The 25256-nt window shown below is 67.5% G+C and carries 30 protein-coding genes; 12 read left to right on the plus strand and 18 right to left on the minus strand.

The window, feature by feature from the left end:
- Position 1: 1 nt before the first annotated feature.
- The 4 genes from A37U_RS0118425 to A37U_RS52610 all read right to left on the minus strand — a co-directional run bounded on the left by A37U_RS0118425 (position 2) and on the right by A37U_RS52610 (position 2306).
- A complete protein-coding gene (locus tag A37U_RS0118425; protein ID WP_020498141.1) occupies positions 2 to 619 on the minus strand; it encodes a MarC family protein in 618 nt (205 codons plus the stop codon).
- A complete protein-coding gene (locus A37U_RS0118430) occupies positions 616 to 1476 on the minus strand; it encodes a PHP domain-containing protein (protein ID WP_020498142.1) in 861 nt (286 codons plus the stop codon). The genes A37U_RS0118425 and A37U_RS0118430 overlap by 4 nt, the downstream gene beginning before the upstream one ends.
- A gap of 70 nt (positions 1477 to 1546) precedes the next feature.
- Positions 1547 to 2125: a PH domain-containing protein gene (locus tag A37U_RS0118435; RefSeq protein WP_020498143.1), complete on the minus strand. Its 579-nt coding sequence runs from the start codon at positions 2123 to 2125 to the stop codon at positions 1547 to 1549.
- 19 nt (positions 2126 to 2144) lie between these two features.
- Positions 2145 to 2306 carry a hypothetical protein gene (locus A37U_RS52610; protein WP_020498144.1) on the minus strand — a complete coding sequence of 54 codons (162 nt, stop codon included), beginning with the start codon at positions 2304 to 2306 and terminating at the stop codon, positions 2145 to 2147.
- Between the two features lie 152 nt (positions 2307 to 2458).
- Between A37U_RS52610 and A37U_RS0118445 the strand changes: the two genes are divergently transcribed.
- Positions 2459 to 2860, plus strand: coding sequence for an NUDIX hydrolase (locus tag A37U_RS0118445; protein ID WP_040587982.1), 402 nt, complete (start codon positions 2459 to 2461; stop codon positions 2858 to 2860).
- On the opposite strand, the gene A37U_RS0118450 is transcribed toward A37U_RS0118445, so the two are convergent.
- Together A37U_RS0118450 and A37U_RS0118455 are read right to left on the minus strand one after the other, a co-directional pair.
- Positions 2844 to 3956, minus strand: coding sequence for a DUF2332 domain-containing protein (locus A37U_RS0118450; protein WP_020498146.1), 1113 nt, complete (start codon positions 3954 to 3956; stop codon positions 2844 to 2846). The two genes, A37U_RS0118445 and A37U_RS0118450, sit on opposite strands and share 17 nt — an antisense overlap.
- Positions 3953 to 4465: a MaoC family dehydratase gene (locus A37U_RS0118455; RefSeq protein WP_020498147.1), complete on the minus strand. Its 513-nt coding sequence runs from the start codon at positions 4463 to 4465 to the stop codon at positions 3953 to 3955. Before A37U_RS0118455 ends, A37U_RS0118450 begins: the two co-directional genes overlap by 4 nt.
- Positions 4466 to 4796: 331 nt before the next feature.
- Here A37U_RS0118455 and corA point away from each other — a divergent pair, with 331 nt between their 5' ends.
- The gene (gene corA / locus A37U_RS0118460) at positions 4797 to 5882 is read left to right on the plus strand and encodes a magnesium/cobalt transporter CorA (protein WP_020498148.1); all 1086 of its coding nucleotides are present in this window, start codon (positions 4797 to 4799) and stop codon (positions 5880 to 5882) included.
- Between the two features lie 151 nt (positions 5883 to 6033).
- On the opposite strand, the gene A37U_RS0118470 is transcribed toward corA, so the two are convergent.
- Positions 6034 to 6600, minus strand: a complete 567-nt coding sequence (locus tag A37U_RS0118470) for a YflT domain-containing protein (protein ID WP_020498150.1) — start codon at positions 6598 to 6600, stop codon at positions 6034 to 6036.
- A 93-nt stretch (positions 6601 to 6693) separates the two neighbouring features.
- On the opposite strand from A37U_RS0118470, the gene A37U_RS0118475 reads away from it, so the two are divergent.
- Entirely contained in the window at positions 6694 to 7236 is a 543-nt protein-coding gene (locus A37U_RS0118475; RefSeq protein WP_020498151.1) for an NADPH-dependent FMN reductase, read from the plus strand.
- 9 nt (positions 7237 to 7245) lie between these two features.
- Here A37U_RS0118475 and A37U_RS0118480 read toward each other — a convergent pair whose 3' ends face one another.
- The 6 genes from A37U_RS0118480 to A37U_RS0118510 form a co-directional block, all read right to left on the minus strand.
- The gene (locus A37U_RS0118480) at positions 7246 to 8436 is read right to left on the minus strand and encodes an acyl-CoA dehydrogenase family protein (RefSeq protein ID WP_020498152.1); all 1191 of its coding nucleotides are present in this window, start codon (positions 8434 to 8436) and stop codon (positions 7246 to 7248) included.
- 844 nt (positions 8437 to 9280) lie between these two features.
- Complete coding sequence (locus A37U_RS51625) at positions 9281 to 9640, minus strand: VOC family protein (protein ID WP_040587985.1); 360 nt, start codon at positions 9638 to 9640, stop codon at positions 9281 to 9283.
- Positions 9641 to 9743: 103 nt separating this feature from the next.
- Entirely contained in the window at positions 9744 to 10475 is a 732-nt protein-coding gene (locus A37U_RS0118495) for a S1 family peptidase (RefSeq protein WP_420806240.1), read from the minus strand.
- Between the two features lie 218 nt (positions 10476 to 10693).
- On the minus strand, positions 10694 to 11089 hold the full coding sequence (locus tag A37U_RS0118500; protein WP_020498156.1) for a hypothetical protein: 396 nt from the start codon (positions 11087 to 11089) through the stop codon (positions 10694 to 10696).
- Complete coding sequence (locus tag A37U_RS0118505; RefSeq protein WP_020498157.1) at positions 11089 to 11295, minus strand: hypothetical protein; 207 nt, start codon at positions 11293 to 11295, stop codon at positions 11089 to 11091. Before A37U_RS0118505 ends, A37U_RS0118500 begins: the two co-directional genes overlap by 1 nt.
- A 137-nt stretch (positions 11296 to 11432) precedes the next feature.
- Positions 11433 to 11720 (minus strand): hypothetical protein, encoded by a 288-nt coding sequence (locus tag A37U_RS0118510; RefSeq protein WP_157182886.1) that lies wholly within the window; start codon positions 11718 to 11720, stop codon positions 11433 to 11435.
- Positions 11721 to 11954: 234 nt separating this feature from the next.
- Here A37U_RS0118510 and A37U_RS44230 point away from each other — a divergent pair, with 234 nt between their 5' ends.
- The 7 genes from A37U_RS44230 to A37U_RS0118545 all read left to right on the plus strand — a co-directional run bounded on the left by A37U_RS44230 (position 11955) and on the right by A37U_RS0118545 (position 20382).
- Positions 11955 to 13232, plus strand: a complete 1278-nt coding sequence (locus A37U_RS44230; protein ID WP_020498159.1) for a magnesium transporter MgtE N-terminal domain-containing protein — start codon at positions 11955 to 11957, stop codon at positions 13230 to 13232.
- On the plus strand, positions 13225 to 13710 hold the full coding sequence (locus tag A37U_RS0118520; RefSeq protein ID WP_020498160.1) for a DUF1003 domain-containing protein: 486 nt from the start codon (positions 13225 to 13227) through the stop codon (positions 13708 to 13710). The genes A37U_RS44230 and A37U_RS0118520 overlap by 8 nt, the downstream gene beginning before the upstream one ends.
- Positions 13711 to 13778: 68 nt before the next feature.
- Positions 13779 to 15455: an ABC transporter substrate-binding protein gene (locus tag A37U_RS0118525; RefSeq protein WP_083933626.1), complete on the plus strand. Its 1677-nt coding sequence runs from the start codon at positions 13779 to 13781 to the stop codon at positions 15453 to 15455.
- Positions 15452 to 16414, plus strand: coding sequence for an ABC transporter permease (locus A37U_RS0118530; protein ID WP_020498162.1), 963 nt, complete (start codon positions 15452 to 15454; stop codon positions 16412 to 16414). The genes A37U_RS0118525 and A37U_RS0118530 overlap by 4 nt, the downstream gene beginning before the upstream one ends.
- The gene (locus A37U_RS44235) at positions 16411 to 17247 is read left to right on the plus strand and encodes an ABC transporter permease (RefSeq protein ID WP_063712803.1); all 837 of its coding nucleotides are present in this window, start codon (positions 16411 to 16413) and stop codon (positions 17245 to 17247) included. Before A37U_RS0118530 ends, A37U_RS44235 begins: the two co-directional genes overlap by 4 nt.
- Before the next feature lie 101 nt (positions 17248 to 17348).
- Positions 17349 to 18920, plus strand: a complete 1572-nt coding sequence (locus tag A37U_RS0118540) for a sialidase family protein (RefSeq protein WP_020498164.1) — start codon at positions 17349 to 17351, stop codon at positions 18918 to 18920.
- 43 nt (positions 18921 to 18963) lie between these two features.
- Positions 18964 to 20382 (plus strand): MDR family MFS transporter, encoded by a 1419-nt coding sequence (locus tag A37U_RS0118545; protein ID WP_020498165.1) that lies wholly within the window; start codon positions 18964 to 18966, stop codon positions 20380 to 20382.
- On the opposite strand, the gene A37U_RS44240 is transcribed toward A37U_RS0118545, so the two are convergent.
- Together A37U_RS44240 and A37U_RS0118555 are read right to left on the minus strand one after the other, a co-directional pair.
- On the minus strand, positions 20366 to 21172 hold the full coding sequence (locus tag A37U_RS44240; protein WP_020498166.1) for a hypothetical protein: 807 nt from the start codon (positions 21170 to 21172) through the stop codon (positions 20366 to 20368). The two genes, A37U_RS0118545 and A37U_RS44240, sit on opposite strands and share 17 nt — an antisense overlap.
- On the minus strand, positions 21169 to 21591 hold the full coding sequence (locus A37U_RS0118555; RefSeq protein WP_020498167.1) for a pyridoxamine 5'-phosphate oxidase family protein: 423 nt from the start codon (positions 21589 to 21591) through the stop codon (positions 21169 to 21171). The genes A37U_RS44240 and A37U_RS0118555 overlap by 4 nt, the downstream gene beginning before the upstream one ends.
- A 122-nt stretch (positions 21592 to 21713) precedes the next feature.
- Between A37U_RS0118555 and A37U_RS0118560 the strand changes: the two genes are divergently transcribed.
- Positions 21714 to 22313, plus strand: a complete 600-nt coding sequence (locus A37U_RS0118560; RefSeq protein WP_020498168.1) for a superoxide dismutase — start codon at positions 21714 to 21716, stop codon at positions 22311 to 22313.
- A gap of 5 nt (positions 22314 to 22318) precedes the next feature.
- Here the strand turns inward: A37U_RS0118560 and A37U_RS0118565 are convergent, their stop codons facing one another.
- The 3 genes from A37U_RS0118565 to A37U_RS0118575 are packed head-to-tail and all read right to left on the minus strand — an operon-like array spanning position 22319 to position 24643.
- On the minus strand, positions 22319 to 22933 hold the full coding sequence (locus A37U_RS0118565) for a nucleoside/nucleotide kinase family protein (protein ID WP_026197353.1): 615 nt from the start codon (positions 22931 to 22933) through the stop codon (positions 22319 to 22321).
- Positions 22930 to 23808 (minus strand): sugar phosphate isomerase/epimerase family protein, encoded by an 879-nt coding sequence (locus A37U_RS0118570; protein ID WP_020498170.1) that lies wholly within the window; start codon positions 23806 to 23808, stop codon positions 22930 to 22932. Before A37U_RS0118570 ends, A37U_RS0118565 begins: the two co-directional genes overlap by 4 nt.
- Positions 23809 to 23815: 7 nt before the next feature.
- A complete protein-coding gene (locus tag A37U_RS0118575) occupies positions 23816 to 24643 on the minus strand; it encodes an oxidoreductase (RefSeq protein ID WP_020498171.1) in 828 nt (275 codons plus the stop codon).
- Positions 24644 to 24709: 66 nt separating this feature from the next.
- On the opposite strand from A37U_RS0118575, the gene A37U_RS0118580 reads away from it, so the two are divergent.
- Complete coding sequence (locus tag A37U_RS0118580) at positions 24710 to 25249, plus strand: MarR family winged helix-turn-helix transcriptional regulator (RefSeq protein ID WP_026197354.1); 540 nt, start codon at positions 24710 to 24712, stop codon at positions 25247 to 25249.
- Positions 25250 to 25256: the final 7 nt, after the last annotated feature.

Below are 25256 nucleotides of genomic sequence, written 5' to 3' on the forward strand. Positions count from 1 at the left end.
GCTACCCACCGGCGATGAACCCGCGAACCGCGGTCGCGATCAGGTTCACCGCGATCGCCGCGACCAGCAGACCGGCGATCTTGGCCAGCAGCACGATCCCGCCCTCGCGCAGCACCCGGATCAGCGCGCCGGAGAACCGCAGCACGAGGTAGAGCGCGAGGTGCGCCACGATGATGGCCGCCCCGATCGCCACATAGCTGCCGAAGTTGCCCTCCGCCTGCCTGGCGAACACGATCGTCGTCGCGATGGCCCCCGGACCGGCAAGCAACGGGATACCGAGCGGGACCAGCGCGATGTTCACATCCTCGACCTGCTTGGGCTGCGCGGATTCCCGGTCCATGAGCAGATCCAGCGCCACGATGAGCAGCAGCAGGCCACCCGCGCCCTGCAGCGCGGCGATGCCGATGCCGAGGTAGTCGAGGATCCAGCCGCCCGCGATGGCGAACCCGGCGATCACCCCGAACGAGACCAGTACGCCCTGCCGCGCCGCCCGGTTGCGCACCTCCCGCGGTTTGCGCCCGACGAGCGCGAGGAACACCGGGATGTTGCCCGGCGCGTCCATGATCACCAGCAGCGTGATCAGCGAATGGGCGAACAGCGTCGCGTCGAAGAACGTCATCGCTCGATCACCTTCGCACCGGTGCCCATGGCCAGCACCCGCTGGAAAATCTCGGGGCTCGTGGTCTCCTGGCCGAGCCGGTTGACCTTGTTCTCCCCGTGGTAGTCGCTCGAGCCGGTCATCAACAGTCCGTGTTCACCGGCGAGCGCACGCAACTCCGCGCGTTCCGGCTCGGCGTGGTCCGGATGGTCCACCTCGACGCCGTCCAGCCCGGCCTCGGCGAGCGCGGCGACGACCTCGCGGGTGACCGTCGGCCCCCTCGTGACCGCGAACGGGTGCGCCAGCACGCACACCCCGCCGGCCGCGTGCACCATCGCGATCGCCTCGCGCACCGGGGTGTCCCGCTTGGCGACGTGGTAGCGCCCCCTGCTGTGCAGGAACAACCGGAAGGCCTCGTCCACGGTGGCGACCACGCCTACCCCGATCAGCGCCCTCGCCAGATGCGGTCGTCCGGCGGGCGCGTCCGGCGGCAGTTCGGCCATCAGCGCGTCCGGATCGACCGGGTACCCGTCCGCACGCATCAGCCGGGCCATCCGGTCCACCCGCGCACGCCGCTGCGCCCGCAGCCGCCCCTGCTCGGCCACGATGGCGGGGGCTTCGGCATCGAAAAGGTAGCCGAGCAGGTGCACGGTGCAGGTGCCGCCCCTGCCGGTCTCGGACTCGCAGGAGAACTCCGCGCCCGGAACCACGCGCAGCCCGGCCGGTACCGCGGCGGTCGCTTCCGGCCAGCCTGCGGTGGTGTCGTGATCGGTGAGCGCAAGCACGTCCAGACCTGCGGCGACGGCGTTCTCGAGCAGTTCCGTGGGGCTGTCGGTGCCGTCCGAGCGATGGGAGTGAGTATGCAGGTCGATGCGCACGACGAGGGAGCTTATCGCGAAGCCGGCCGCGACGTTGATCGAGAAGCTCCTGGGGTGGTGGTCCGCACGGTCAGCGCTTGTTGCCGTCCAGCAGCCGCCGTTTGCGTGCCATCTGCTCGGCCTTGCGCATCGAGAAGCGCTCCTCCTGCTCCTTCTTGTCGCCGAAGACCAGCTCGGAGATGGCGTCGTAGACCTCTTCCGGGCGGGGAAGGAACTCGATCCGGTTCAGCGCCTGGATCTGTCCCGCGGACTCCACGACGAGCGTGCCGTAGCCGAAGGCACGCCCGTTCGCGCTCCGTTCGTAGGTGAGGTCGGTGACCTTGCCGATGGGCATCATCGCCACTTGGGTGGTGAACACCCCGGTCGTGAGCATGACCCGTTTATCGGTGACGATGATCTGTTCCACCCACCAGTCGACGACCTGGTAGGCGAATCGGAGAATGACCAGCAGCGCACCGTACCAGAGGATGTTCTGCACGATCGTCCATTCCGGATCGACAATGTACGAGAGCATCACCGCGACGGCGACCAGCGCCGCCGTCTCGAACACCTCCCATGCCAGGCACGCCCAGTGCCGACGTACCCGGATCACCCGTCGCTCGCTCGCGAGCAGGTAATCGTCTGCGTCCCGTGGTGTCAACGCGGACACGGTGCGCTGCGACCTCCCTCTACGCGACGAGGTTCTTGGCGAAGCTGACGACGGCTTCCGCGCCGTCGCCGAGACCACCGAGAATGTTCTTGACCACGTTGGCCGACGAGGTCGGCTGGGTGATCAGAAAGAAGGCAACCAACGCGATCGCCGCGATGATCACTATCTTCTTGACGTTCATGGCACCTGCCCTGTCTGCTCTGCGAATTCGCGGCAATCATACTGGCCCACCACATAGAGTGGAAAGCCAACACGAACCAAACACCGTTGTACCGTGCCCGGCCCTCCGGCGACAGCCACCGGACGGGTGGGACCGACCTCAGGGGAGTTACCGTGCGTGACCCGATCCGGTGTGTCGGGGCCGTCATCCATGATGAACTGGGCAGGCTTCTGCTCATTCGGCGAGGTCACGAGCCCGAACGCGGACGGTGGTCGTTGCCCGGTGGCCGGGTGGAGGCCGGCGAGACCGATTCAGCCGCGGTGCGCAGGGAAATCGCCGAGGAGACCGGTCTCGAGGTCGAGGTCGGTCCCCTGTGCGGCACGGTGACCAGGGGGCGGTACGCGATCTTCGACTACACCGCGGCCGTCACCGGTGGCCGACCGCGCGCCGGGGACGACGCGGCCGAGCTCGGTTTCGTGACCTGCGCCGAGTTCGACGCGCTCGACGAGGCGGGCGAACTCACCACCGGCCTGGCCGAGGCGCTGCGACAGTGGCGGGTCACACCAGCCAGGTGAGCGAGTCGCCGTGCGAGGTGGCGGTCGCGAGCACTTCCACATCCACTCGGCCGTTCGGGTTACCCGGGTACCGGGCCAGGCCGACCGCACAGTTCTCCGGCCTTCTGTGATCCAGCCGCGCGCGCTCCCCGAACACCGCGTCGAGGCCCGCGTCGTTCGCTTCCTTACTCACCCACCAGAGCTGCCGCCGGGTACCGAGCTCGGCGATCCGCGCGGAGAAGGCGGCCCGGCGCTCATCGTCCAGGTAGGCGAGCACGTGCGAACTGAGCACCACCAGGGGCAGATGCTCGGGAACCCGCTCCGCGGCCTCCTCGAGCCCCTCGACCGCGTCCCCGGTCACCAGCTCCGGCGGTTTGGCCCGCACCAGCGAGGCGGCCAGCCCGAACCGGCGCAGCCGCTCCGGCTGATCGGCCCAGATGCAGGCCTCGAGCCAAGCGAGCTCGTCCTCATCGGCCACATCCACCGGATGCCGGTCCAGCCCTACCTTGGCGGACAGGTGCAGCTTCTTGGGCACCTTCGGTTTGCCCGCGCCGGTACCGAGGGCCAGGTCCGCGGTGAGCACCAGGGGCGAGCGGACCGGTCCACCAGTGAGCTGATCCGACTGCCCGAGCGTGTAGCGGTACCCGTAGGCGTCCATCCCCAGCAGCACGCCCGCGCTGCAGCCGACCTCGAGCAGGCCGATCGGCCCACCCGCTTCGCGCGCGGCAAGGGCAACCGCGGGATAGACGGCCGCCGCCCTGCGCACCTCGTTGGTCTGTACCACCCGGGTGCCGATCAGCTCGCGCATCCGATCGGCGCGATCGAGCACGAACGAGCGGAACGTTCCCCAGACCTGATCGTCCACCCCGTGGGTGCCGCCCACCGAGGGGTAGTACTCGGCGAGGTCACTGATCGGTTCGGCGATCACCAGCCGGTGCGCGGCCGCGAGCAACAGCGTCGGGACCGCGTCCTCCGGTTCGGTCGCCGTGAGCAGCCCGGCGATCTCGGTGTCCTCGGCGGCTTGCGCCGCGAGATGGGCGTACAGCGGCGAGGCGGCCACCTCGCCGCTGTCGGCGAACTCCCGCAGTTTGCCCTGCAGTGCGGCGAGTTCGGTCATTTGCCGTCCAGCTTCGGCTCCGGGCGACCCGGCTGCTCGCCACCGCGCGCCTCTCCATAGGAACGCTTGGGCACCATCACCTTGCGGCGGAACACGCACACCACGGTGCCGTCCTGGTTGTAACCGCGCGTCTCGACCGCCACGACTCCCCGGTCGTCCTTGGACTTCGAGGGAGTCTTGTCCAGCACCTCGGTCTCGCCGTAGATGGTGTCCCCGTGGAAGGTCGGCTTGATGTGCCGCAGCGATTCGACCTCGAGGTTCGCGATCGCCTTCCCGGAGACGTCCGGCACCGACATGCCGAGCAGCAGCGAGTAGATGTAGTTGCCGACCACAACGTTGCGGCCGAAGTCGGTGGTCTGCTCGGCGTAGTTCGCGTCCATGTGCAGCGGATGGTGGTTCATGGTGATCAGGCAGAACAGGTGGTCGTCATACTCGGTGACTGTCTTGCCCGGCCAGTGCTTGTAGACGGCACCGACTTCGAATTCCTCATAAAAGCGTCCGAACTGCACGACCTCTCCTGACTATGTCGGCGCACTCGTGGGAATGCTCAACCTACCTGTGTTGCCCGGCTCCTCGCGCCGCACGCTCCCCGCTCGCCCGCACGGAACCAGCACCGGGTACCCAGTGTGGCCGGAGCAAGAGTATTCTCGACAACTGTCTGTGTGAGAGGACACCCGAAGGAGGTGAGGACGCGGATGAGTCCAAGCGATAGTGCGAGCGGTCCCAGTACCACCCGCGTCCCCATCGAGCTCGGTCTTCGCTGACGAACCGAGCGCAGTCGGTCGGGGTCGCGGCACGCCAGTTCGCCAAGCCCAGCCCCGCGAAGTCCGGAGGTGTCCCATGCCCGCCATCCGTCCACTCGGTGGTCTCCGTGGCCGTGCCACCCGCAAGGCAGGCCTCACCGAGGTCACCGCACCACCACCGACCTCGGCCTATGTCGTCGACTGTGCCGTGTACGTCGACGGGAAGCGGCTGCCCGGGCACTACACGCACACCGAGGCCGTGGAAGAGGTCGCGCGCCGCGGCGAGGGCTTCACCTGGATCGGCCTGCACGAGCCGGACGACGAACAGATCCAGGGTGTCGCCGAGACCTTCGGTCTGCACGAGCTGGCCGTCGAGGACGCGGTGCACGCGCACCAGCGCCCGAAGCTCGAGCGCTATGACGACATGCTGTTCATGGTGTTCAAGACGCTGCGGTTCGTGGAGCACGAGTCGCCGCACACCGCCAACGAGATCGTGGACACCGGCGAGATCATGGCCTTCCTCGGCAAGGAGTTCATCGTCACCGTCCGGCACGGCAACCACTCCAGCCTGGCCAAGATCCGCCGGGCGCTGGAGAACGACCCGGAGCAGCTGGCCTACGGCCCCTCCGCGGTGCTGCACGCGATCGCCGACCACGTCGTGGACTCCTACCTCGCCGTGGCCGAAGCGGTCGAGGACGACATCGACGAACTCGAGACCCGGGTTTTCGCGCCGCGCACCGTGATGGGTTCGGAATCCATCTACCTGATGAAGCGCGAGGTGCTCGAGATGCGCCGCGCGGTGCTGCCGCTCGCCGCCCCGCTTCGCCGGCTCGCCGAGGGATATTCGCGTGTCGTGCACGACGAGGTCCGTTCGTATTTCCGGGACGTCGACGACCACCTGACCAAAGTCGCCGAGCAAGTGACCGGATTCAACGAATTGCTTTCCTCACTGCTCGATACGACGACGGCGAAAATCTCGTTGCAGCAGAACACCGATATGCGCAAGATCACCGCGTGGGCCGCGATCATCGCCATTCCGACGATGTTCGCCGGTATCTACGGGATGAACTTCGACGTCATGCCGGAACTGCACTGGAAATTCGGCTACCCGCTGACATTGCTCATCATCCTCGTCGTCTGCTTCTTCCTTTACCGGATTCTGCGACGAAATCGATGGTTGTAGGGGCGTGCCGGATTCCGGCGCGTCCCTGATCGAGGCGATTATCTTCCCGCACCATCGAAAGGACGTTGTCATGCTGCGCGCACTTGCGAACTTCCGTTTCTGGGCACTCGCCGCGGCCCTCGGCTGGGTCACCGGGGTATTCCTGCTCATTTCACAGAGCTGAGCCACCAGGGTTCGTGTTCGGGCCGCGCAACTGCAGTTTGGCGAGCAATTCCCGCCCCTTCTCGGCATTGCGCGGCTCGCACAGCACGTCGTACCGCCCGGCGACCAACTGCGAGGTCGAGGCGAAATCACGGTTGCCCCGGCTCGAGCCGTAGGCCACCGCGGCGAACCCGATGCCGAACACCAGCCCGAATCCGAGGCCGAGCAGGATCGGCCACAGCGGATTGCCCCGTGAGATGAAAAACGACAGCAGCAGCCCGACGAACAGGCCGAACCAGGCCCCGGAAAGCGCCCCATTGGCCAGGATCTTGCCCCAGGTCAGCCTCGCCACCACGCGTTCCACGCTCATCAGGTCGACCCCGACGATCGTCACATCCTGCACGGCGAACTCGGAGTCCGCGAGATAATCGACGGCTCGCTGCGCCTCCTCGTAGGTCTCGTACGACCCGATCGGCCAGCCGGTCGGTGGAGTCGGCAGGCGCGGCATGTTGCGCGGCTGCTGCCCCTGACCTTGGAATGGACCCGTCACCACGATCACCTCCGGTTCTGCTCCCATCTTGCCAAGGCGGCCGGGAACTCCGCGAATCGGGCGGCTCCTGCGGGTGACCCTTTACGGATCATCCCGGATGCTGGCAAGGTTGGACGAGCCATGAGCACAACCGAACTACTGCTGATCTCCGGAAGCCTCCGCGAGCGGTCCACCAATACCGCCGCCCTGCGCACCGCCGCCGCGAATGCCGGACCGGGAATCACCACCCACCACTACACCGGTGCCGCATTCCCCCAGTTCGATCCGGACGAGGACACGGATCCGCTCCCCGAATCGGTCGCCGAACTGCGCGCCCGCATCCACGCCGTGGACGCGGTACTGCTCGCCGTTCCCGAATACGCCGGCGGACTTCCCGGTTCCTTCAAGAACCTCATCGACTGGACCATCGCGGACGACTCCCCCGGCTCGCTGAACGGCAAACCACTCGCCTGGATCAACGCCGCAGAACGCGGTGCCGAGAAGGCACATGCCGCCCTGCGCGAGGTGCTCGGCTACGCCGGATCCGTGATCGTCGAACAGGCCTGCGCACAGGTGCCGATCGCGCACGAGTCGGTCGGCGCGGACGGATTGCTCACCGATCCGGCGGCGAGCGAGCGCGTCACGGCCGTGCTGCACGCGCTCGTCGCCGCCGTACGGGGCTAGATCCGCGACTCAGATCTTGTAGTCGCGCAGCAGACCGCGGCTGATGATGGTCTTCTGGATCTCGCTCGTTCCTTCGCCGATGAGCAGGAACGGCGCCTCGCGCATGAGGCGCTCGATCTCGTATTCCTTGGAGTAGCCGTAGCCGCCGTGGATACGGAACGATTCCTGGGTGACCTCGGCGCAGTACTCGGAGGCCACCAGTTTCGCCATTCCCGCGGCCACGTCGTTGCGCTCCCCGGAATCCTTGAGCTTCGCGGCGTTGGTCATCATCAGGTGCGCCGATTCCACCTTGGTGGCCATCTCCGCGAGCTTGAACGAGATCGCCTGATGATCGGCGATCTTCTTGCCGAAGGTGGTGCGCTGTTGCGCGTACTCCACCGCGAGCTCGAACGCGCGGATCGCGATCCCGCACGCCCGCGCGGCCACGTTCACCCGGCCGACCTCGATGCCGTCCATCATGTACGCGAACCCCTTGCCCGGAGCCTCGCCGAGCACCTTGTCCGCGCCGACCTTGAAGCCCTCGAACACCGCCTCGGTGGTGTCCACGCCCTTGTAGCCCATCTTGTCGATCTTGCCCGGGATCCGCAGCCCCGCAGCCACCTCGCCGAAGCCTTCGGGCTTGTCGATCAGGAACGCCGTCAGGTTCTGGTGCGCCTTCTGCGCGCCCTCATCGGTCTTGGCCAACAACGCGATCAGGTTCGAGCTGCCACCGTTGGTCAGCCACATCTTCGAACCGTCGATCACATACTCGTCGCCCTCCCGCTTCGCGCGGGTCTTGATCGCGGCCACATCCGAACCGAGATCCGGCTCCGACATCGAGAACGATCCACGGATCTCCCCCTCGGCCATCTTCGGCAGATAATGCTGCTTCTGCGCATCCGTGCCGTGTTGACGCAGCATGTAGGCCACGATGAAATGCGTGTTGATCACCCCCGACACGCTCATCCAGCCACGCGCGATCTCCTCCACCACCAGCGCATAGGTCAGCAGCGACTCACCAAGACCCCCGTACTCCTCCGGGATCATCAGGCCGAAAAGGCCCATCTCCTTCATCCCGGCCACGATGTCCGCCGGATACGTGTCCCCATGCTCCAGCGCCTGCGCATGCGGAATGATCTCCTTGTTCACGAAATCCCGCACCGTGCTCAGAATCTCCTGCTGAACATCGGTCAATCCCGTGGTCTGGGCAAGGCGAGCCATGCTGCGTCCTCCACATTCACCTCGTTTGTTACCGAGCAGTATTCCACCCGGTATCAAGCTCACCCCCGTCACCCGGAGTGGGAGGCTGATCGACACCGAGCAGCCACGCGGCCGGAACGCGGCTGATCAGCTCGATTCGGCGAGCGAACGAGATGACATCACGAGGCGCCGAGCGTCCTGCCTCGTATGAGGCATATGTCACCTTGGGGACGCCAGCGCGTGGTCAGCTGCTGTTACCCAGGTCTCACCGACAAGCGTAGTGACGCCATTCAGTCCGGTACCCCTCAGCTCCGTGCCTTTCGAAGACATCCGAGATATCCCGAGCGATAGCTTCTTCCAGTGTTCGTTTCGGTTGCCGTGCCTTGCGGAACGGGGTCAGGTGGGGGGTTGATGTTTGATCCTTGAAGTACGGGCGGTCATCGAGGCAGAACATGCGAAGACGGGTCTGGTCACCGCTGTGCTGGAAGACCCACTCGTATTGCGTCAGCTCACCCGTCCACGAACAACGCGCTTTCTTGGCGCTCTCGAGCAGTCGCCGAACCGCGCCGAGCACGCCCCAAAGCATCCGAGACGTACAGCACGAGCACGGTCAATTGATGTAAAGGATCGCGCTACACGGGGCATTGCGATCAGAACCGGGGAGGAAACCGTTCGATCGAGTCCGCGCTGTACCGATAGTCGAGGCTGTCGATGAACCGCGCACGACCGCGCCCTGTGACATCGTCGGTGACGCCCTGGACTCGGGCGTCCCTATCGCGCGCCTGCAAATAGACGGCGTATGGACCGCCCGTCGGGAGCGCGATAAGAATTTCCGGCACGCTCGTGCGCAGCTTCGTCCCGGTACTCAGACCACGCGGTGGGCTATTTGGAGGATGTTGCCGAACGGATCACGGATCATCGCGCGGCGGTCCCCGTAGAACATGTCCGCGGGTTCCTCCAGGGATTCAGCGCCCGCATCGAGTGCGCGATGAAATGCCGCGTCCGCGTTCTCGACGTATATGTAGAGAAAGGCCGGAAACTCGCCGCGTTCTTCGATCCCCGAAACCATGATGACCGAGTCACCGATCACCACGTCGGCAGGGCGGCCATCATGAAATTCTCCCTGAGCGCCGAAAATGTCCCGAAGAAACGTGACGAATCCTGCCGGTTCGCGAACGAAAACACGCGGGATTACCGACTGAGAGTGCGGATTTCCAGTGGTCATGCGATATCTTCCCACAGCCGAGGGACTGAAAACGGGTGTGCCCGGCCACTCTCTCGGAAGTGGCCGGGCACACCCGCACCTTGGTGCTGACACACCAAGCGGATCAGGCGCCTGCGGTCTGCTTGATCCAGTCGCGGCTGGCGGCGACGCTGCCGTAGTTGTTGGTGCCCTGCTTGTTGGTGCCGTCCTGGTTGGTCACCGTGGAGGCCACTCCGACCTGGACACCGTTGTCGAGTTCCGGGCCGCCGGAATCGCCCTTCCAGGCGGCGCCGTTGACGCCGACGCTCTGGATCGCCTGGCCGCCGTCGTTGTCCGCGCCGGATCCGCTGACCTTGACTTCGGCGGTCTTGAGTTTGGCGGCGGGCGGACCGGTCGGGGTTTCCCGTCCCCAGCCGTAGAGCTGGTTCGTGCTGCCCTCGGCCGGGTCTTTGTCACCGAGTTTGATGTATTCGGTGTTCACACTCGTCGTCAGGTGCAGGAGGGCGATATCACCGTTCGGCGATACTTCTTTCTTGTCCACTTTTGCCTCGGTCCCCTGGCCGAGGTCGTTGCTGCCCACTTTGACATGCATTCCACTGCCGTCCTCGTCGAGGCAGTGATGCGCGGTGAGCACCCAATCCGCGGCGATGATCGAACCCGAGCAGTTGAACCCGTTGAACGGCCGGTCGGGCGTGTTGACATACACCTGCGCACCCCAGGAAACCGATGGCGCGGTGGTTCCGCCCACGATCCGTGGTTCATCGGTGTTCGAGGTGGCGGCATGTGCGAGCGAGCCGAAGGCGGTCAACGTCAGCGCGGCAACCGAGGCCATGGTGAACTGCCTGAATCTTTTCACGAAATTGTCCTTCCATGCATCATCAGAACGGCATTGCGATCAACTGGTTCTGCACAGTAATCGCCCGTTTTTCCCACGGTAACTGTCGAATGGAGGGTGCCGGACAGACGAAAGAAGGGTCCGTTGAGCGGCGCGAAAATGTCAATTGTTAATTGCTCAAGAATAGCGCCGAACCGTTCGATACAAGAATCAGAGACGCGGGATCTCCGGTGCGGCGCTCACATCTCGGCGATGGCGATCAAAGTGTCCCGCGATCCGATCCGGGTGATCCGCTCGTACAGCGCGTCGGAGTAGAGCCAGTCCCGAAATGCTTCGGGCCACAGCGGATCCGGTCGCGCACGCTCGGTGAACTCCTCGGCGAGATACCGCGCGAGCGCACAGAGCACGGTGTCCGCGGCGACAGACAGCGTGTCGAGGTGAGCGAGACAGGACAGGAGCTCGAGTACCTCGGCCGGGTTGGCGCCGCCGAGCACGGCGCGATCGAATACGCCATGCAGGAATCGGTCGACTACAGCACGCTCTTCCGCGGGCCAACCGGAGAACTCGGCGTAATCCAGGCCGATCAGGAACATCCCGTCCGGGTTCCTCTCGAACCTGCGCAGTATCCGGGGCATCAAGGCCGGTACGGCAAGCTGAACTGCTGCTGGTCACCGGCACACACGGTGCCGCCGGAAGAGATCGACCACACCAGCTCGTCCGGGATCAGCGCGGGATCACCGGACAACAGCGCGACCTCGGCCGCCGAAAAGCAGCCGAACACACAGGCTTCGAACGTCCCTGCCCTGGGAACATCGGCGAAAACCTGGTCGGTTTCGTCCATACCGAAAACGCTATCCGGGAAGGGAAAGCAATTTACCCGCGCCGATATCGAGAGAACCGAGGGCACGTACACCTACGGTTCGGGTTCGTACACGCGGCAGGATCGGACCGCGACCGGAACGTCGCGTGACCGGAGAATTACAGCGCCGGCGCCGCAGTGAGGCTGCGGGCGTCGTTGCAGTGCCGGCATCCGTCGGCGAGGACGTAAACCTCGTTGCCACACCGGGTACAGAAGCGGAAGCTGCGTTCGTAGAGGTCGTCGGCCTGCTTACGGCGGAGGTTCCAGAACCCGCTGCGCTCCTGGTTGCGGTGCCGCGCGGGCGCGGTCTGCACCGGCGCCGTCTGCATCGGCGCGGGAGCCGGCGCAGGAGCCGGGACCTGAACCGGTTCGGGAGCGAGCTTGTCCTCAAGACGATGCTTGGCCATGAATTCCACTCTCACGGAGCCGAGCGGGTGACGCAAGCCTCTTCCGTGACCTGTGCGTTATTTCACGGCAACCGAAACTTTGCCGATCAGTCGCGCTGAGTCATTCACTGTGAACACGGCCGCCCGGCGCGCGACACGCGCCGCTCACCGCACTACCCGGTCCGTTCCGACGTGATCACGGGCCGCCGCACGTTGCTGCGCCGATCGCCGAGCGAGCTCCGCTAGCCTCTGGGAATGACCGCCGTGGACAAGGTGTTCGCCGCACAACTGGTCGGCCTTCCCGTCTTCGGTCCGGACGGGGAACAGCTCGGCAAACTACGCGAGCTCGTCGCGGGATTGCGTTACGGGGGCGGTGAACCCCGAGTGCTCGGCCTTGTCGTGGAGATGGCGACGCGGCGCCGCATCTTCGTGCCGATGCTGCGGGTGACCGCGATCGAACCCAACGCGGTCACCCTCGCGACCGGTTCGGTGAATCTGCGCCGGTTCCACAAGCGGCCCAACGAGGTACTGGTCGTGGGGCAGCTGCTCGACGCCCGGGTGGAACTCCCCGACGGGACCGCGGCGACCGTGGTGGACGCGGGCATGGAACGCACCCGCACCCGGGACTGGTTGATCACCCGGCTCGCGGTGCGCGGCAGGCGCGGGCACTTCGGCAGGAGAGGCCCGACCCATGTGGTGCGGGTCGGCGAGGTAGGCGGGCTGGGCATGCTGGAGCTGAATCAGCGTGAACAGGGCGCGCGCGAACTGCTCGCATTGTTCGAGACCATGCGGGCCGCCGATGTGGCCAGTACGTTGCGCGAATTGCCCGGCAAGCGGCGCTACGAGGTGGCCGATGCGCTGCACGACGAACGTCTCGCCGATGTCATCGAGGAACTCCCGGACGAGGACCAGAAGGATCTGCTGGACCACCTCGAAGAGGAACGCGCCGCGGATGTACTCGAGGCGATGGACCCGGACGACGCTGCGGACCTGCTCGGTGAACTGAGCGAGACGCAGAAGGAGCGGTTCCTCGAACTCATGGAACCAACCGAATCCGCTCCGGTGAAGCGGCTGCTCGCGTACTCATCGGACACCGCGGGCGGGCTGATGACCTCGAGCCCTATCGTGCTCGCCCCGGACTCCACGATCGCCGAGGCACTCGCCAGGGTGCGCAATGCCGACCTGACCCCGGCCCTGGCCAGCATCGTGTTCGTCTGCCGTCCGCCGACGGCCACCCCGACCGGGCGTTATCTCGGCTGCGTGCACTTCCAGAAGCTGCTGCGCGAACCACCCTCGGATCTGGTCGGCGGCACCCTGGACACCGACCTGGCCCGGCTGTCCCCGCACGTCTCGCTCGCCGAGGTCACCCGGTACTTCGCGGCATACAACCTGGTGTGCGGTCCGGTGGTGGACTCTCAGGAGCACCTGCTCGGCGCGGTCACGGTCGACGACGTGCTCGATCACATGCTCCCCGAGGGCTGGCGCGAGAGCGCGCCCACCGAACAGCGAACGGAGGCGGGCGAAGATGCCTGAACTGCGCGGACGCAAGATCGATCAGCCACGCACCCCGCGCAGGCTGACGGTCTCGGTCGATCCCGAGGCGTTCGGCCGGGTGTCCGAGACACTCGCCCGGTTCCTCGGCACCGGGACATTCCTGTTCTGGCAGACGCTGATCGTGGTCACCTGGATCGTCCTCAACCTCGCGGCGGTCAGCCTGAGCTGGGACCCCTATCCGTTCATCCTGCTCAATCTCGCCTTCTCCACCCAGGCGGCGTATGCGGCCCCGCTGATCCTGCTCGCGCAGAACCGCCAGGACGACCGGGACCGCGTCTCGCTCGAGGAGGACCGGGCGCGCGCGGCACAGACCAAGGCGGACACCGAGTATCTCGCCAGGGAGCTCGCCGCGCTGCGTATCGCGGTCGGCGAGGTCGCCACCCGCGACTACATTCGGGGCGAACTGGAGAAACTGCGCGCCGAGCTGGACTCCGCGGAGAAGGCGAGGAGCGAGTGAGGCAGCGAGGGACACCGGGACAATTGCTTGGAAATTCGTCCTAAGAAGATCGAACCTAGTCCATACGGATGAATTTTCAGATGACCAAGGCCGATTCGCTAAAAGAGCTGCGCCCGCTCCGGGGAACGCGATATGTTCGCCGGGCTCGGTGGGGATGGGCAGGCGGGAACGCATCCAGCCGGCCCGCTCGCGGGTACACCGCGCGCGGGCCGGTCGTCTGCGCCCTGCTGCTTCTGCTCGCCGGTTGCGCCGGTCCGGGCGCCTCGGCGAATCTCGCCGCGGGGAACTCCGCGCTCCAGGTCTACCTGTACCAGGAACCCACCGGGGTGTTCAGTCCGCTCGCACCCGCCTCCGGGCCGGACACCCAGGTGCTCTCGTTCATCGAGGAGGGTCTCCTCGCGGTCGGCCCGGACTACCGCATGCGACCGCGGATCGCGCACGACTACCGGGTTTCCCCGGACGCGCGCACCTTCACCTTCCACCTCCGGCCGGACGCGCGGTGGAGCGACGGCCGCGCACTGACCTCTGCGGACCTGGTGTTCACCTACCGGCTGCTCGGTGACAAGCGAAGCACCTCGGCGAACGCGAGCAACTACGCGGACATCAGCGCGCTCTCCGCCCCGGACGCGCACACCTTCGTGATCCGGACCGGGAAACCGGACGCCGGGCTGCTCGCGCGGATCGGCACCTCCCCCATCCTTCCCGCGCACGTACTCGGCGGGATCTCGGTCGAGAAAGTCGCGAAGGCACCGTATTTTCGATCCCCGACGGTGACGAACGGCCCATTCCGGTTCGTCGATTACCGATCCAACCAATTCGTACACGTGACCGAGAACCGATATTATTACCGGAAAGTCGGGATACGCGATATCTACCTCAAGATGATGAAATCCGATGTCGCGGCCGCCCAGTTGCGCAGCGGCGGGCTGGACATCGCCTCGCTCTCCCCCACCGATCTGGACGTGGCCAGCGGTTTCCCTTCGGTACGGATCGCCTCCGGCCTCGGCGCCGGATTCGTGCGGATCGCGTTGAACCAGTCCAAGCCCTATTTCCGGGATGTGCGGGTACGCAGGGCTTTTCTCTACGCGGTCGACCGGCGCAAGATCGTGCGCAATGTACTGCTCGGCAACGCGGAGGTGCAGAACTCCGATTTCTTCAACCGTTCGGCCCCGCGGGATCTCGATCCCTATACCTATGACCCGGCCGAAGCGCGTGCCCTGCTCGCCGAAGCGGGCTGGGATCCGAACCGCACACTCACCCTGCAGCTGGTTCCCGGGCAGCGCGACCGTGACCTGACCGCCATGGTGGTCGCCGAGCAACTGGGAAAGGTCGGGGTCCGGGTCCGGATCAACCAGGTCCAGGCCGCGCAGCTGCCACCGAGCTATACCGACCGCAGCTACGATCTGACGCTCTACGGCGGCGGGAACTACGCGGCCGATCCGAACAGCGTCGCGGTGATCAGCGGATGCGGGCAGTTCTATCCGGACGGAGGCAACATCGACCTGTTCTGCGACCGCGACCTCGACCGGCTGATGGACCGGGCGAACGCGCTCGCCGATCCGCGGGCGCGTGCGGCCACCTACGCCGATGCGGCCCGGCGCAGCAACGCGATGGCCGATCTGATGTGGCTCTACGCACCGCGCGGACTGTGGGGAGTGAACAAGCGGGTCCACGGCTTCCGCGCACCCGGATCCCAGGACACGCCCGCTTTCTGGGACCCGGCGAGCTGGCGGCTCACCCGATGACCGGTTACCTGGTGCGCCGGATCGCCGCGAATCTCGTGGTGTTCGTGTTGATCACCATCGCCATCTTCGCCCTGGTGCACAACGCGCCAGGGGACCCGATCGCGATGCAGATCCCGCCCGCGCAGCTGAACGCGGGCAGCGCGGCGTTCATCGAGGCGAAGCGGCACGAACTCGGGCTCGATCTGCCGCTGCCGGTGCAGTATCTGCGCTGGGTCTCCGGCGCGGTGCACGGTGACCTCGGCTATTCCCTGGTCAACGGCCGCCCGGTGGGCGAACTGCTCGCCGAGCGCATCGGGCCGACCCTGGAGCTGACCGGGATCGGGCTGGCGATCGCGCTGTTGCTGGCGATCCCGCTCGGCACGTTGGCCGCGCTGCGCCGCAACACGGTTCTCGACCATTCGGTGACCGTGCTCAGCCTCGGCGCGGTCTCGATCCCGCCGTTCTTCCTCGCCATCGTGGCGATCTTCCTGCTGAGCGTGCAGTTGCCGTTGCTGCCCTCATCGGGGATCAGCACCCCCGGATCGGGTGCCGGTCTCGGTGATCTCGTCTGGCACCTGATCCTTCCGGTGCTCGTGCTCGGGCTGACCAATGCCGGGCCCTATCTGCGTTACGTGCGCTCCAGCGTGCTCGGGGAGATCGGAGCCGACTACGTGCGGACCGCGGCGGCCAAGGGCACCTCGCCGGGCCGGATCGCGCGCAGCCACATCCTCCGCAACGCGATGCTCCCGGTGGTGACCGTGGTCGCCGCGAACCTGCCGCAGCAACTCGCCGCCGCGGTGGTGATCGAGCAGGTGTTCGCCTGGCCGGGACTTGGCCAGCTCGCTCTGTCCTCGGTGCAGAGCCACGACTATTCGGTGATCATCGGGTTCGCGCTCGTGGTCGCGGTGTTCGTGCTGATCTCCAATCTGGTGGCGGATCTGCTCTATCCGCTCATCGACCCCAGGGTGCGGCTGACATGAGACGGTTTCTCGGCAATCGGATGGCCGTCGCCGCCGCGGTGCTGCTCGCCGTCCTGGTGCTCGCCGCGGTCTTCGCCGGTCCCCTTTCCGGCTACGCGCCGACGGACATCGACCTGGACCTGGTCCGTTCCGGTCCCTCGGCACGGCACTGGCTCGGCACCGATTCGCTCGGCAGGGACGAGCTGTCCCGGTTGCTCTACGCCGGACGGGTCTCGCTCGGGGTCGGCGGGAGCGCCGCGCTGATCGGCGTGCTGCTGGGCACCCTGATCGGCGGGATCGCCGGGCTCTTCGGCCGCTGGATCGACCAGATCCTCATGCGCGGCGCGGACGTGTTCCTCTCCTTTCCCTCCCTCGTGGTGATGATCGTGCTCGCCGGGATCATCGGGCCGAGCGTCACCACGATGACCCTGGCGATCGGGATCTTCCAGTTCCCCACCATCGCCCGCCTGGTGCGCGGGCTGACGCTGAGCCTGCGGGAACTGGAGTACGTGCGGGCCGCCCGCGCCTCCGGGGCCGGATCCGGCTGGATATTCCTGCGGCATGTGCTCCCCGCAGTACTTCCCTCGGTGAGCGTGGCAGGCACCGTCGCGCTCGCCCAGGCGATCGCGCTCGAGGCGACCATGTCCTTCCTCGGCGTCGGCGTACAACCACCGGCGGCCAGCTGGGGCAACATGCTCACCGACGCGCAGAGCCTCACCGTCATCACGAAGCTGCCCTGGCTGTGGGCGGCGCCCGGAGTGGCGATCGCGCTGACCGTACTCGCGGTCAATTTCCTCGGTGACGGGCTGCGCGATGCCCTCGAACCGCGCTCGCAGGTGGACCGGGTGCGCTGAGCCGGACCGCCCGATGTCCACGCATAGGGCGATTGTCTGGCACTTTCCGGTGCAGTATGCATAGCTCGACCGGCCCGGACACACGAGCAATGGAGCTATGTATGCGATTGAACACAAGCCTGATCGGCGCCTTCCTCGGCCTCAGCACGATCGCGGCGAATACGTTCACGGCCACACCGGCCGCGGCCGGTCCGGGCGGCGGGAACACCGGTCCGGCGAGTGGGTACCAGGCACTCACCCGGCAGGATTCGCTCGCCCTGCGGTTCACCCTCGAGCAGAGACGCACGGTTCAGACGGTCACCGTGCTCGGGACGGTGACCGGTATCGCGGGCAGCAGACCGGTGTTCCGGTTCTCCGTGCCGGCCGACGGTTCGATCCGCTGGTGGGACGGCTCCGGCTGGACCGAGATCGCCACCGCGGGGACAGTGCCGGATTCCCCGGTGTCCATGGCGCTCTACGTACCACCCGACCGGGAACGTGCCTACCTGGCGGTCGGACCCCGGGTCATCGGCGAGTTCGGCCCGGTCGGGATGCGGGCACCGGTTCGCCTCGAAGGGGTCCGGTTCGAACCGCAGCTGCCCAGCGGCTCCCGGCTGGAGCCGGTCTCCGCACGTGCCTGGCCGAACAACGCCCAGCCGCGGGTCGGTGAGCCGGAACTCCTCTCCCACTCGGATTCCCCGGTGCAGATGCCCAATTCCGCGGTGACCGTGCCCGGACCGCGCGAGGAGCGCATCCGGATGAGCTACCCGGCGCACACCGACGACAGCGCGGGTGCGGGCAACCGGTACGTGTACTCCGACGACGGCGGCCGGAGCTGGACCACCGACCGGTCGGGCAATCCGATGCCGAGCGTCCCCTCGGTGAATCTCACCAAGCTTTCCGGTGGCACCCTGCTCGCCACGAACTACCACACGTATCTGCGCACGGGCAGCAGCACCGAGGCGAGCGTGGAGACGAGCGTGTCCACCGACGGCGGCGCGAGCTGGACCCGGCGCACCGGCGTGCTGCACACCCCGCAGGCGATGCGGCCGATCTCCACCGAGACCGACCGCCCCGGCACCCGGCTCGGTGGTTTCGTCCTGGTGCACGGCGCGCTCGAGCAGCCGGACGGAACCCTGCTGCAGTCCGCCTACGGCTACTACGCGAACGACCGGACCTACCGGCAGCTGCTGCTCGCCTCCACCGATGGGGGCCGGGACTGGACGGTGCGCTCGACCGTCGCCGCGCAGGGCGGGGGCCAGGGCTATGCGGAGGGCGCGTTCGCGCACACCGCCGACGGCGCCCTGCTCGCGGTCATGCGCACCGGGGACTACCGGCCGATGGTCGCCGCACGCTCCACCGACGACGGGCGCACCTGGGACCCGCCCCAGGTGCTGCGGTCCGGCTCCGGGGAACTCCCGGTCACCAGCATCTACCCGGTGCTCGAACCACTTCCCGGCGGGCGGCTCGCCCTGCTCACCGGGCGCCCGGGGCTGCGGCTGTACACCTCGCGGGACGGGATCCGTTGGAGTGCGCCGGTTTCGGTGGATTACCGGAACTCGGGCAACGGCACCATGGTGCGGACCGGGAACTCGCTGCTCGTCTTCGGCGACCGGGGCGCGAACTGGGCGCGCCCGGCACCCGCGCCCTATGCGATCTGGGCACGTGAGGTGCGGCTCGGCTCGCTCTCCTGATCGGGCTTGACCTCCACCGCGCAGGAGAGTCGAGGATGACCCGGTGATCGATGCGCGAACCGGAACCACCGGCCGCGGCAAGGTGCTCGCGGCGCTCGTCGCGACCATGGCCCTGGCCGCGATGGACACCACGATCGTGGCGACCGCGGTCCCCCAGCTGGTCGGAGATCTCGGCGGGTACACCCTGTTCAGCTGGGTGTTCTCGGCGTACCTGCTGGCGCAGACGGTGACCATCCCGGTCTACGGCAAGCTCGGCGATCTGTACGGACGCAAACCGGTGCTGCTCGCCGGCATCCTGGTGTTCCTGCTCGGCTCGGCGCTGTGCGCGATCAGCCCGAACATGGTGCTGCTCGTCGTTTTCCGCGCGGTGCAAGGGATCGGCGCGGGTGGTGCGCAGTCGATGATCGCCACCGTCGCCTCGGACCTCTACTCGGTCGCCGAACGCGGCAGGGTGCAGGGCTGGCTGTCCAGCGTGTGGGGCGTGTCGGCGATCCTCGGCCCGCTACTCGGCGGCGCGTTCGCCGAATACGCATCGTGGCGGTGGATCTTCCTGGTCAACCTGCCGATCGGGGCGACAGCGCTGCTGTTGCTCCTGCGGTACCTGCGTGAGCAGCGGCCGCAGACGACACACCGGATCGATTATCCTGGCGCCGTGCTGGTGCTGCTCGCCTCGGGTGCGCTGTTCCTGTGGATCACCGAGGGCGGCACCGCCTGGGCCTGGCTGTCCGCGCCGAGTCTTGTTCTGCTCGGCGGCGGAATCCTGGCGCTGCTCGCCGCGGTGTTCGCGGAGCGCCGCGCGGCGGAACCGATCGTGCCGCCATGGATCTGGTCCCGGCGCGCGCTCGCCGGGTCCTGCCTGGCCACCGCCGGACTCGGACTGCTGCTGATCGGTCCGAGCACGTTCCTGCCCACCTATGCCCAGTCCCTGCTCGGGCTCGGCCCGATCGCCGCCGGGCTCGTGCTGTCCACCATGAGCCTGACCTGGCCGCTGGCCTCGGCCCTTTCGGCGCGCTGCTATCTGCGCATCGGCTTCCGCGATACGGCACTGATCGGGGCGCTGCTCGCGATCGCCGGCTCGGCGGTGCTGTTCGCGCTGCCCGACCCCGGATCGGTGTGGCAGTGCATCCTGGCGGTCGCCCTGCTCGGCGGCGGGTTCGGGTTGATCTCTGCCTCCCTGCTGATCGGTATGCAGGCCGGTGTCGGCTGGAGTGAGCGTGGCGTGGTCACCGGGGCCAATCAGTTCGCCCGCTACCTCGGGTCCGGGCTCGGCGCGGCCGTGTACGGCGCGGTGTCGAACGCGAGTACGGAAACCGGGCACGGCCCGCGCGCGGTCTACGCGGGCACACACCACGTCTTCCTCGCCATGCTGCTGATCGCGGTGGCCGTCCTGCTCGTGCTGCTGGTGCTCACACCCCGGCGGTTCCCCGTGCACGAGGAGCAACAGGTCAATCCGGTGCGGTGAGCCCCGAACGCACCACGCGCAGCCGCTCGGCGAACGCGGGAACCGCCTCGATGTAGGCGTCGAGGAATTCCAGGTACAGCCCGGAGAGTCCGCGCTCGAGCAGCGGTACCGGATCCGCGGGCAAGCCGGACTCGCGCCAGCCGAGCGCCGCGAGCACGAGCTCTCGGGCGGGACCCCGGTACCACCGCCCCGCCGCCTCGTTGTGCCCGATCCGCCCCTCGTGCAGGGTGTACAGGAACCGCACCGGGAACAGCACGAGCTTGGTCACCGCACGCACCCCGCGCCCGGGAAGCGCGGACGGGTCCCGGACCCAGCGGAGATAGGCGGCGTCGAACCGCTCCGCGGCGAACTCCGCACCGCAGCGCACGAGTTCGTGCTGCCCGGGTGGCTCGGCCCCGGCGCGCCGGTCGGTGCCGTACAGCAGCCGTCCGGACTCCAGCAGATCGAGCCGGTCGATCGCGGGCAGCCGTCCCGGTTCCGGCCGGCCACCGCGCACACCGGGCCAGTCGGCGTAGAACACCGAGAGCCGTTCGGCCAGCGCTCCCGAGGTGCGCGCGCGGATCTCGGCGATCCCGCGCTGCGTGTGCTCGTTCACCTCGGTGAGCACCAGCGCCAGGTCTATGTCGCTGACCAGCGGCGCGAACCCGCCGTGTGCGAGGCTGCCGAGAGCGTACGCGGCTTCGAGTCCCGGACCGAACACTCGTTCGGCGACGGCGACCGCGGCGGCGAGAACCTGCTCCCCGTCCTCCGTCCCGCGGGCAGACCCGGACCGCTGTCCTGGACCGGTCATCCGCCGAGATCCGCGGAGAGCCAGTGCCGCGGGCGCATCCGCACCACGAGCTGATCCGGGTGATCGCTGCGGGCGAACTCCAGATAGGCCGCGGCCTTGTCCGGCGGAAGGTACCGGTGCGCCATCCGGACCAGCTCTTCCTCGGTGCCGTGCACGATGCCGGTCACCGGTCCTTCGACGGACACGTAGCGCACCGTCGGCTCGACTCGCTCGGCGAGTAGGGTGAACCTCCCGGCCGCCTCGATCGCCTTGCCCTTGCGCGAGCCGACCGCGGTGAGGATGAGGAGTTCGCCGCCTGGTTCGTAGTCGTACCAGGTGGGAACACTCAACGGACCACGATCGGGTGATTCGAGCACGGAGAGGGCGCCGATGTGCGGTTCGGCGAGAAACTGTTCGCGTTCCGTAACGGAAAGGGCCATGCCAGGCACCATAACCGGAGCCACCGACAAAACCTGGTTCCGAAGCTCACACCCCCGTTGACCTCAAGCGAGATCGAGGTTGCATGATCGTTTCCGTAGACACGACGAGGAGGAATCCTTTCATGGCGAAATACTCGCTTCCGGATCTGCCGTACGACTATGGTGCACTGGCACCGCACATCGCGGGCGAGATCATGGAGCTGCACCACAGCAAGCACCACCAGACCTACGTCAACGGCCTCAACGGCGCTCTCGACAAGCTCGAGGAGGCCCGCTCCGCCGGTTCCTTCGACGCGATCGTGGGCCTGGAGAAGACCCTGGCGTTCAACCTCGGTGGGCACGTCAACCACTCCATTTTCTGGAACAACCTCTCCCCGGACGGCGGCGACAAGCCGACCGGTGAGCTCGCCGCCGCGATCGACGAGACCTTCGGTTCCTTCGACAAGTTCCAGGCGCACTTCACCGCCGCGGCCACCACGATCCAGGGCTCCGGCTGGGCGATCCTGGGCTGGGACAAACTCGGCGGTCAGCTGCTGGTCCACCAGCTCTACGACCAGCAGGCGAACCTGCCGGCCAACCAGGTGCCGATTGTCATGCTGGACATGTGGGAGCACGCCTTCTACCTGCAGTACAAGAACGTGAAGCCGGACTACGTCAAGGCCTGGTGGAACGTCGTGAACTGGGCGGACGCGCAGTCCCGCTTCGACGCCGCGCGCGCCTGAGCAGGCTAGCCGTCCAGGACGAGGTCGGCGCGGTGCGCGGTCTGCTCGATCAGCGCCGCGTTCGGCCCGTCCACCCGGCTCACCCATCGTTCGGCCTGCTCGCGGGTGCGCCCGAACCGCCTGTGCCGTTCGATGAGCCGCCCGGTTCGCTGCTCTTCGGGCACCGCGAGGTACCACGCCTCGTCCAGCAGCGGGCGGACCGCGTTCCACGGCGGCTCGCCCAGCAGTAGATAGTTCCCCTCGGTGAGCACGATCCGTGCCTTGTGCACCGGAATCGACCCCGCGATCGGCTCCTCGTGAGTGCGGTCGAAGTCCGGGGCGTACACCGGATCCTCCGCATCCCGGCAGCGGCGCAGCAGCGCGGCGTACCCGACGGCATCGAAGGTGTCCCTGGCGCCCTTGCGCTCGGCACGACCCAACCGGTCCAGTTCCCGCTGCGCGAGATGGAACCCGTCCATCGGCACGGTCACCGCGAGCTCACCGAGCCGTTCGGCCAGGACCGTGGCGAGCGTGGACTTACCCGCTCCGGGCGCCCCGACGATGCCCACGATCACCCTTCGCCGCGACGGCGCGGCCGCGAGCAGCCCGGTACAGCGGCCCGCCAATGCCTCCAGGTTCATCGGCACCACGCCGCCGTGAGCCCGCCCGCGATGAACCGCTGCGCGTGCGCCGCCAGGTCGGCCCCATCCGTCCAGAGGTCCCGCCAGATCGCGAGGTCCGCGGTCAGTCCGGGCGAGACGACCGCCGAGGAGAAACTCTCGAAGGTGACCGGGCCGGTGTATCCGATCTCGGCGAGCGCGTGGAAGAAGGTGCCGAAGTCGAGGTGCCCGGAACCCAGATAACCGCGGTGGTTCTCGCCGATGTGCACGTAGCCGAGCCGCTCGCCAGCCCGCAGCACCGGGGTCACGAGATCCGGCTCTTCGATGTTCATGTGATACGTGTCGAGGTGCAGCACCAGGTTCGGCGCACCGACCTCCGCGATCAGCACCAGCGCCTGCTCCGCGGTGTTCACCAGGTTGCTCTCGTACCGGTTCACCACCTCCAGCCCGAGGGTGATCCCGAGGTCCGCGGCCCGCGCAGCCAGCCTGGTGAGCCCCGCGACCACATGCGCACGGCCACGCGCACTGGCCGGTCCGGGATACTTGCCGAGCGCGCCGTAGAGGGCCCCGCACAGATAGCTGGTGCCCAGCTCCCCCGCGACCCGCAGCGATTCGCCGAGCAGCGCCTCGCCGCGCGCGGACACCTCGGGATCCGCACTGGACAGGTCCGCCTCGAAGGAGAGCCCGCGGGAACACGCGATCCCCACCCCGTACTCGGCGAGCAGGCGTCTGGTTCCCGCGGTGTCGATCGCCGTGGTGTCGTGCAGCGTCAGCTCGAGCAGGTCGTAACCGCAGGCCGCGGTCGTGCGCACCGCATCGCGGGCCGCCTCGGGTGTCCATTCCCCGGTCCACACCAGCGAATGAACCCCGAGCGGGTTCGGGAACACGTGGTCCATTCGGCGATTATCGCCCAGCGAACCGGGTGTCCGCCGCGACCTCGGCCCACTGCTCCAGCTCCGCGAGTTGGGCCCGCAACTTCTCCCGGATCCGGTCCACCGCTTCGGGGCCGAGCGGCAGCCGCAACGGCGCGGAGTCCGTACCGGCGAGCCGCACGATGAATTCCGCCGCGCGGTCCGGGTCGTTCGGCTGCTTTCCGTCCTGGGCAGGGAACCGCTCGCGCAGCTGCCCGGCCGGGCTCGCCGCGTAGTCGTCGATCGGCGTGGCGAACCGCATCGAGGTGCCCGCGAAGTCGGTGCGGAACGGCCCCGGTTCGACCAGGGTGACCCGGATGCCGAACGGGGCGAGCTCCCCGGCGAGCGCCTCGGACATGCCTTCGAGGGCGAACTTGGAGGTCGCATAGATACCGTGCCCCGGATTGGCCACCACCCCGCCGACCGAGGACAGCTGCACGATGTGCCCACTGCGACGGGCGCGCATGTGCGGCAGCACGGCGCGGGTCACGTGCAACACCCCGCGCACATTGGTGTCGAGCACCGCATCGATCTGTTCCTCGGACAACTCCTCGAGCGCACCGATCAGACCGTGCCCTGCGTTGTTCACCAGCACGTCGATGCGGCCGTGCCCGTCGATCGCCGCACCGACCGCGGCCTGGACACCGCCGCGTTCGGTGACGTCCATGCGCAGCGCCGTGGCGCCCAGTTCGGTGAGTTCGGCCAGCCCCGCGGTATCGCGCGCGGTCGCCACGACCTGATCCCCCGCCGCGAGCGCCGCCCGGGTGATCGCGTTGCCCAGTCCCCTGTTCGCCCCGGTGACGAACCATACCTTCCGCATCCGCGACTCCAGACCCTGGTAGCTTGATACCCAAGATAAATTAGCTTGAATATAAAGAGGTGTCCAGTGGTTACGGATTCGGTCGGTGCGGAGCTCACGGAATGGCTACGGTCCATGCCTTCCGGGGTCGACGGGGAGGTCGAGGCCGCGCGCCAGCGCCTCGGCAGGCTCATCCGCTCCTGTGAAGGGATACTGGCCAGCGCCGCCGAGGGACAGGGGCTGTCCATCGGCGACCTGGAAGCGCTTTCGGTGCTGCGGCGCAGCGGCCCGCCGTACGAGCGCACCCCCAAGCAGCTCGGCGAAACGCTGGGACTCACCTCGGGCACCGTGAGCGTGCGGCTGGATCGGCTGATCCGCGCCGGGCTCGTCGAACCGGCCGGGGCCAGCGATGGGCGCAGCAAACCGGTGCGGCTGACCCGGCGCGGGCACGCCCAATGGCGGGCGGCGACCGGGCGACGAACCGCATTCGAGCGCGAGCTGTTCACCGAGGCGCTCACCGGACGCGAACTGACCACGCTCAATGGCCTGCTCGCCGCCCTGCTCGGTCACTTCGAGCAGCAGCTCGGTCCCGCGCCGAAGCACGACACGCCGCGGCTTCGGCGCTGAGCAGGAA

Source organism: Sciscionella marina DSM 45152, from assembly GCF_000379465.1.
Taxonomy (GTDB): Bacteria; Actinomycetota; Actinomycetes; order Mycobacteriales; family Pseudonocardiaceae; genus Sciscionella; species Sciscionella marina.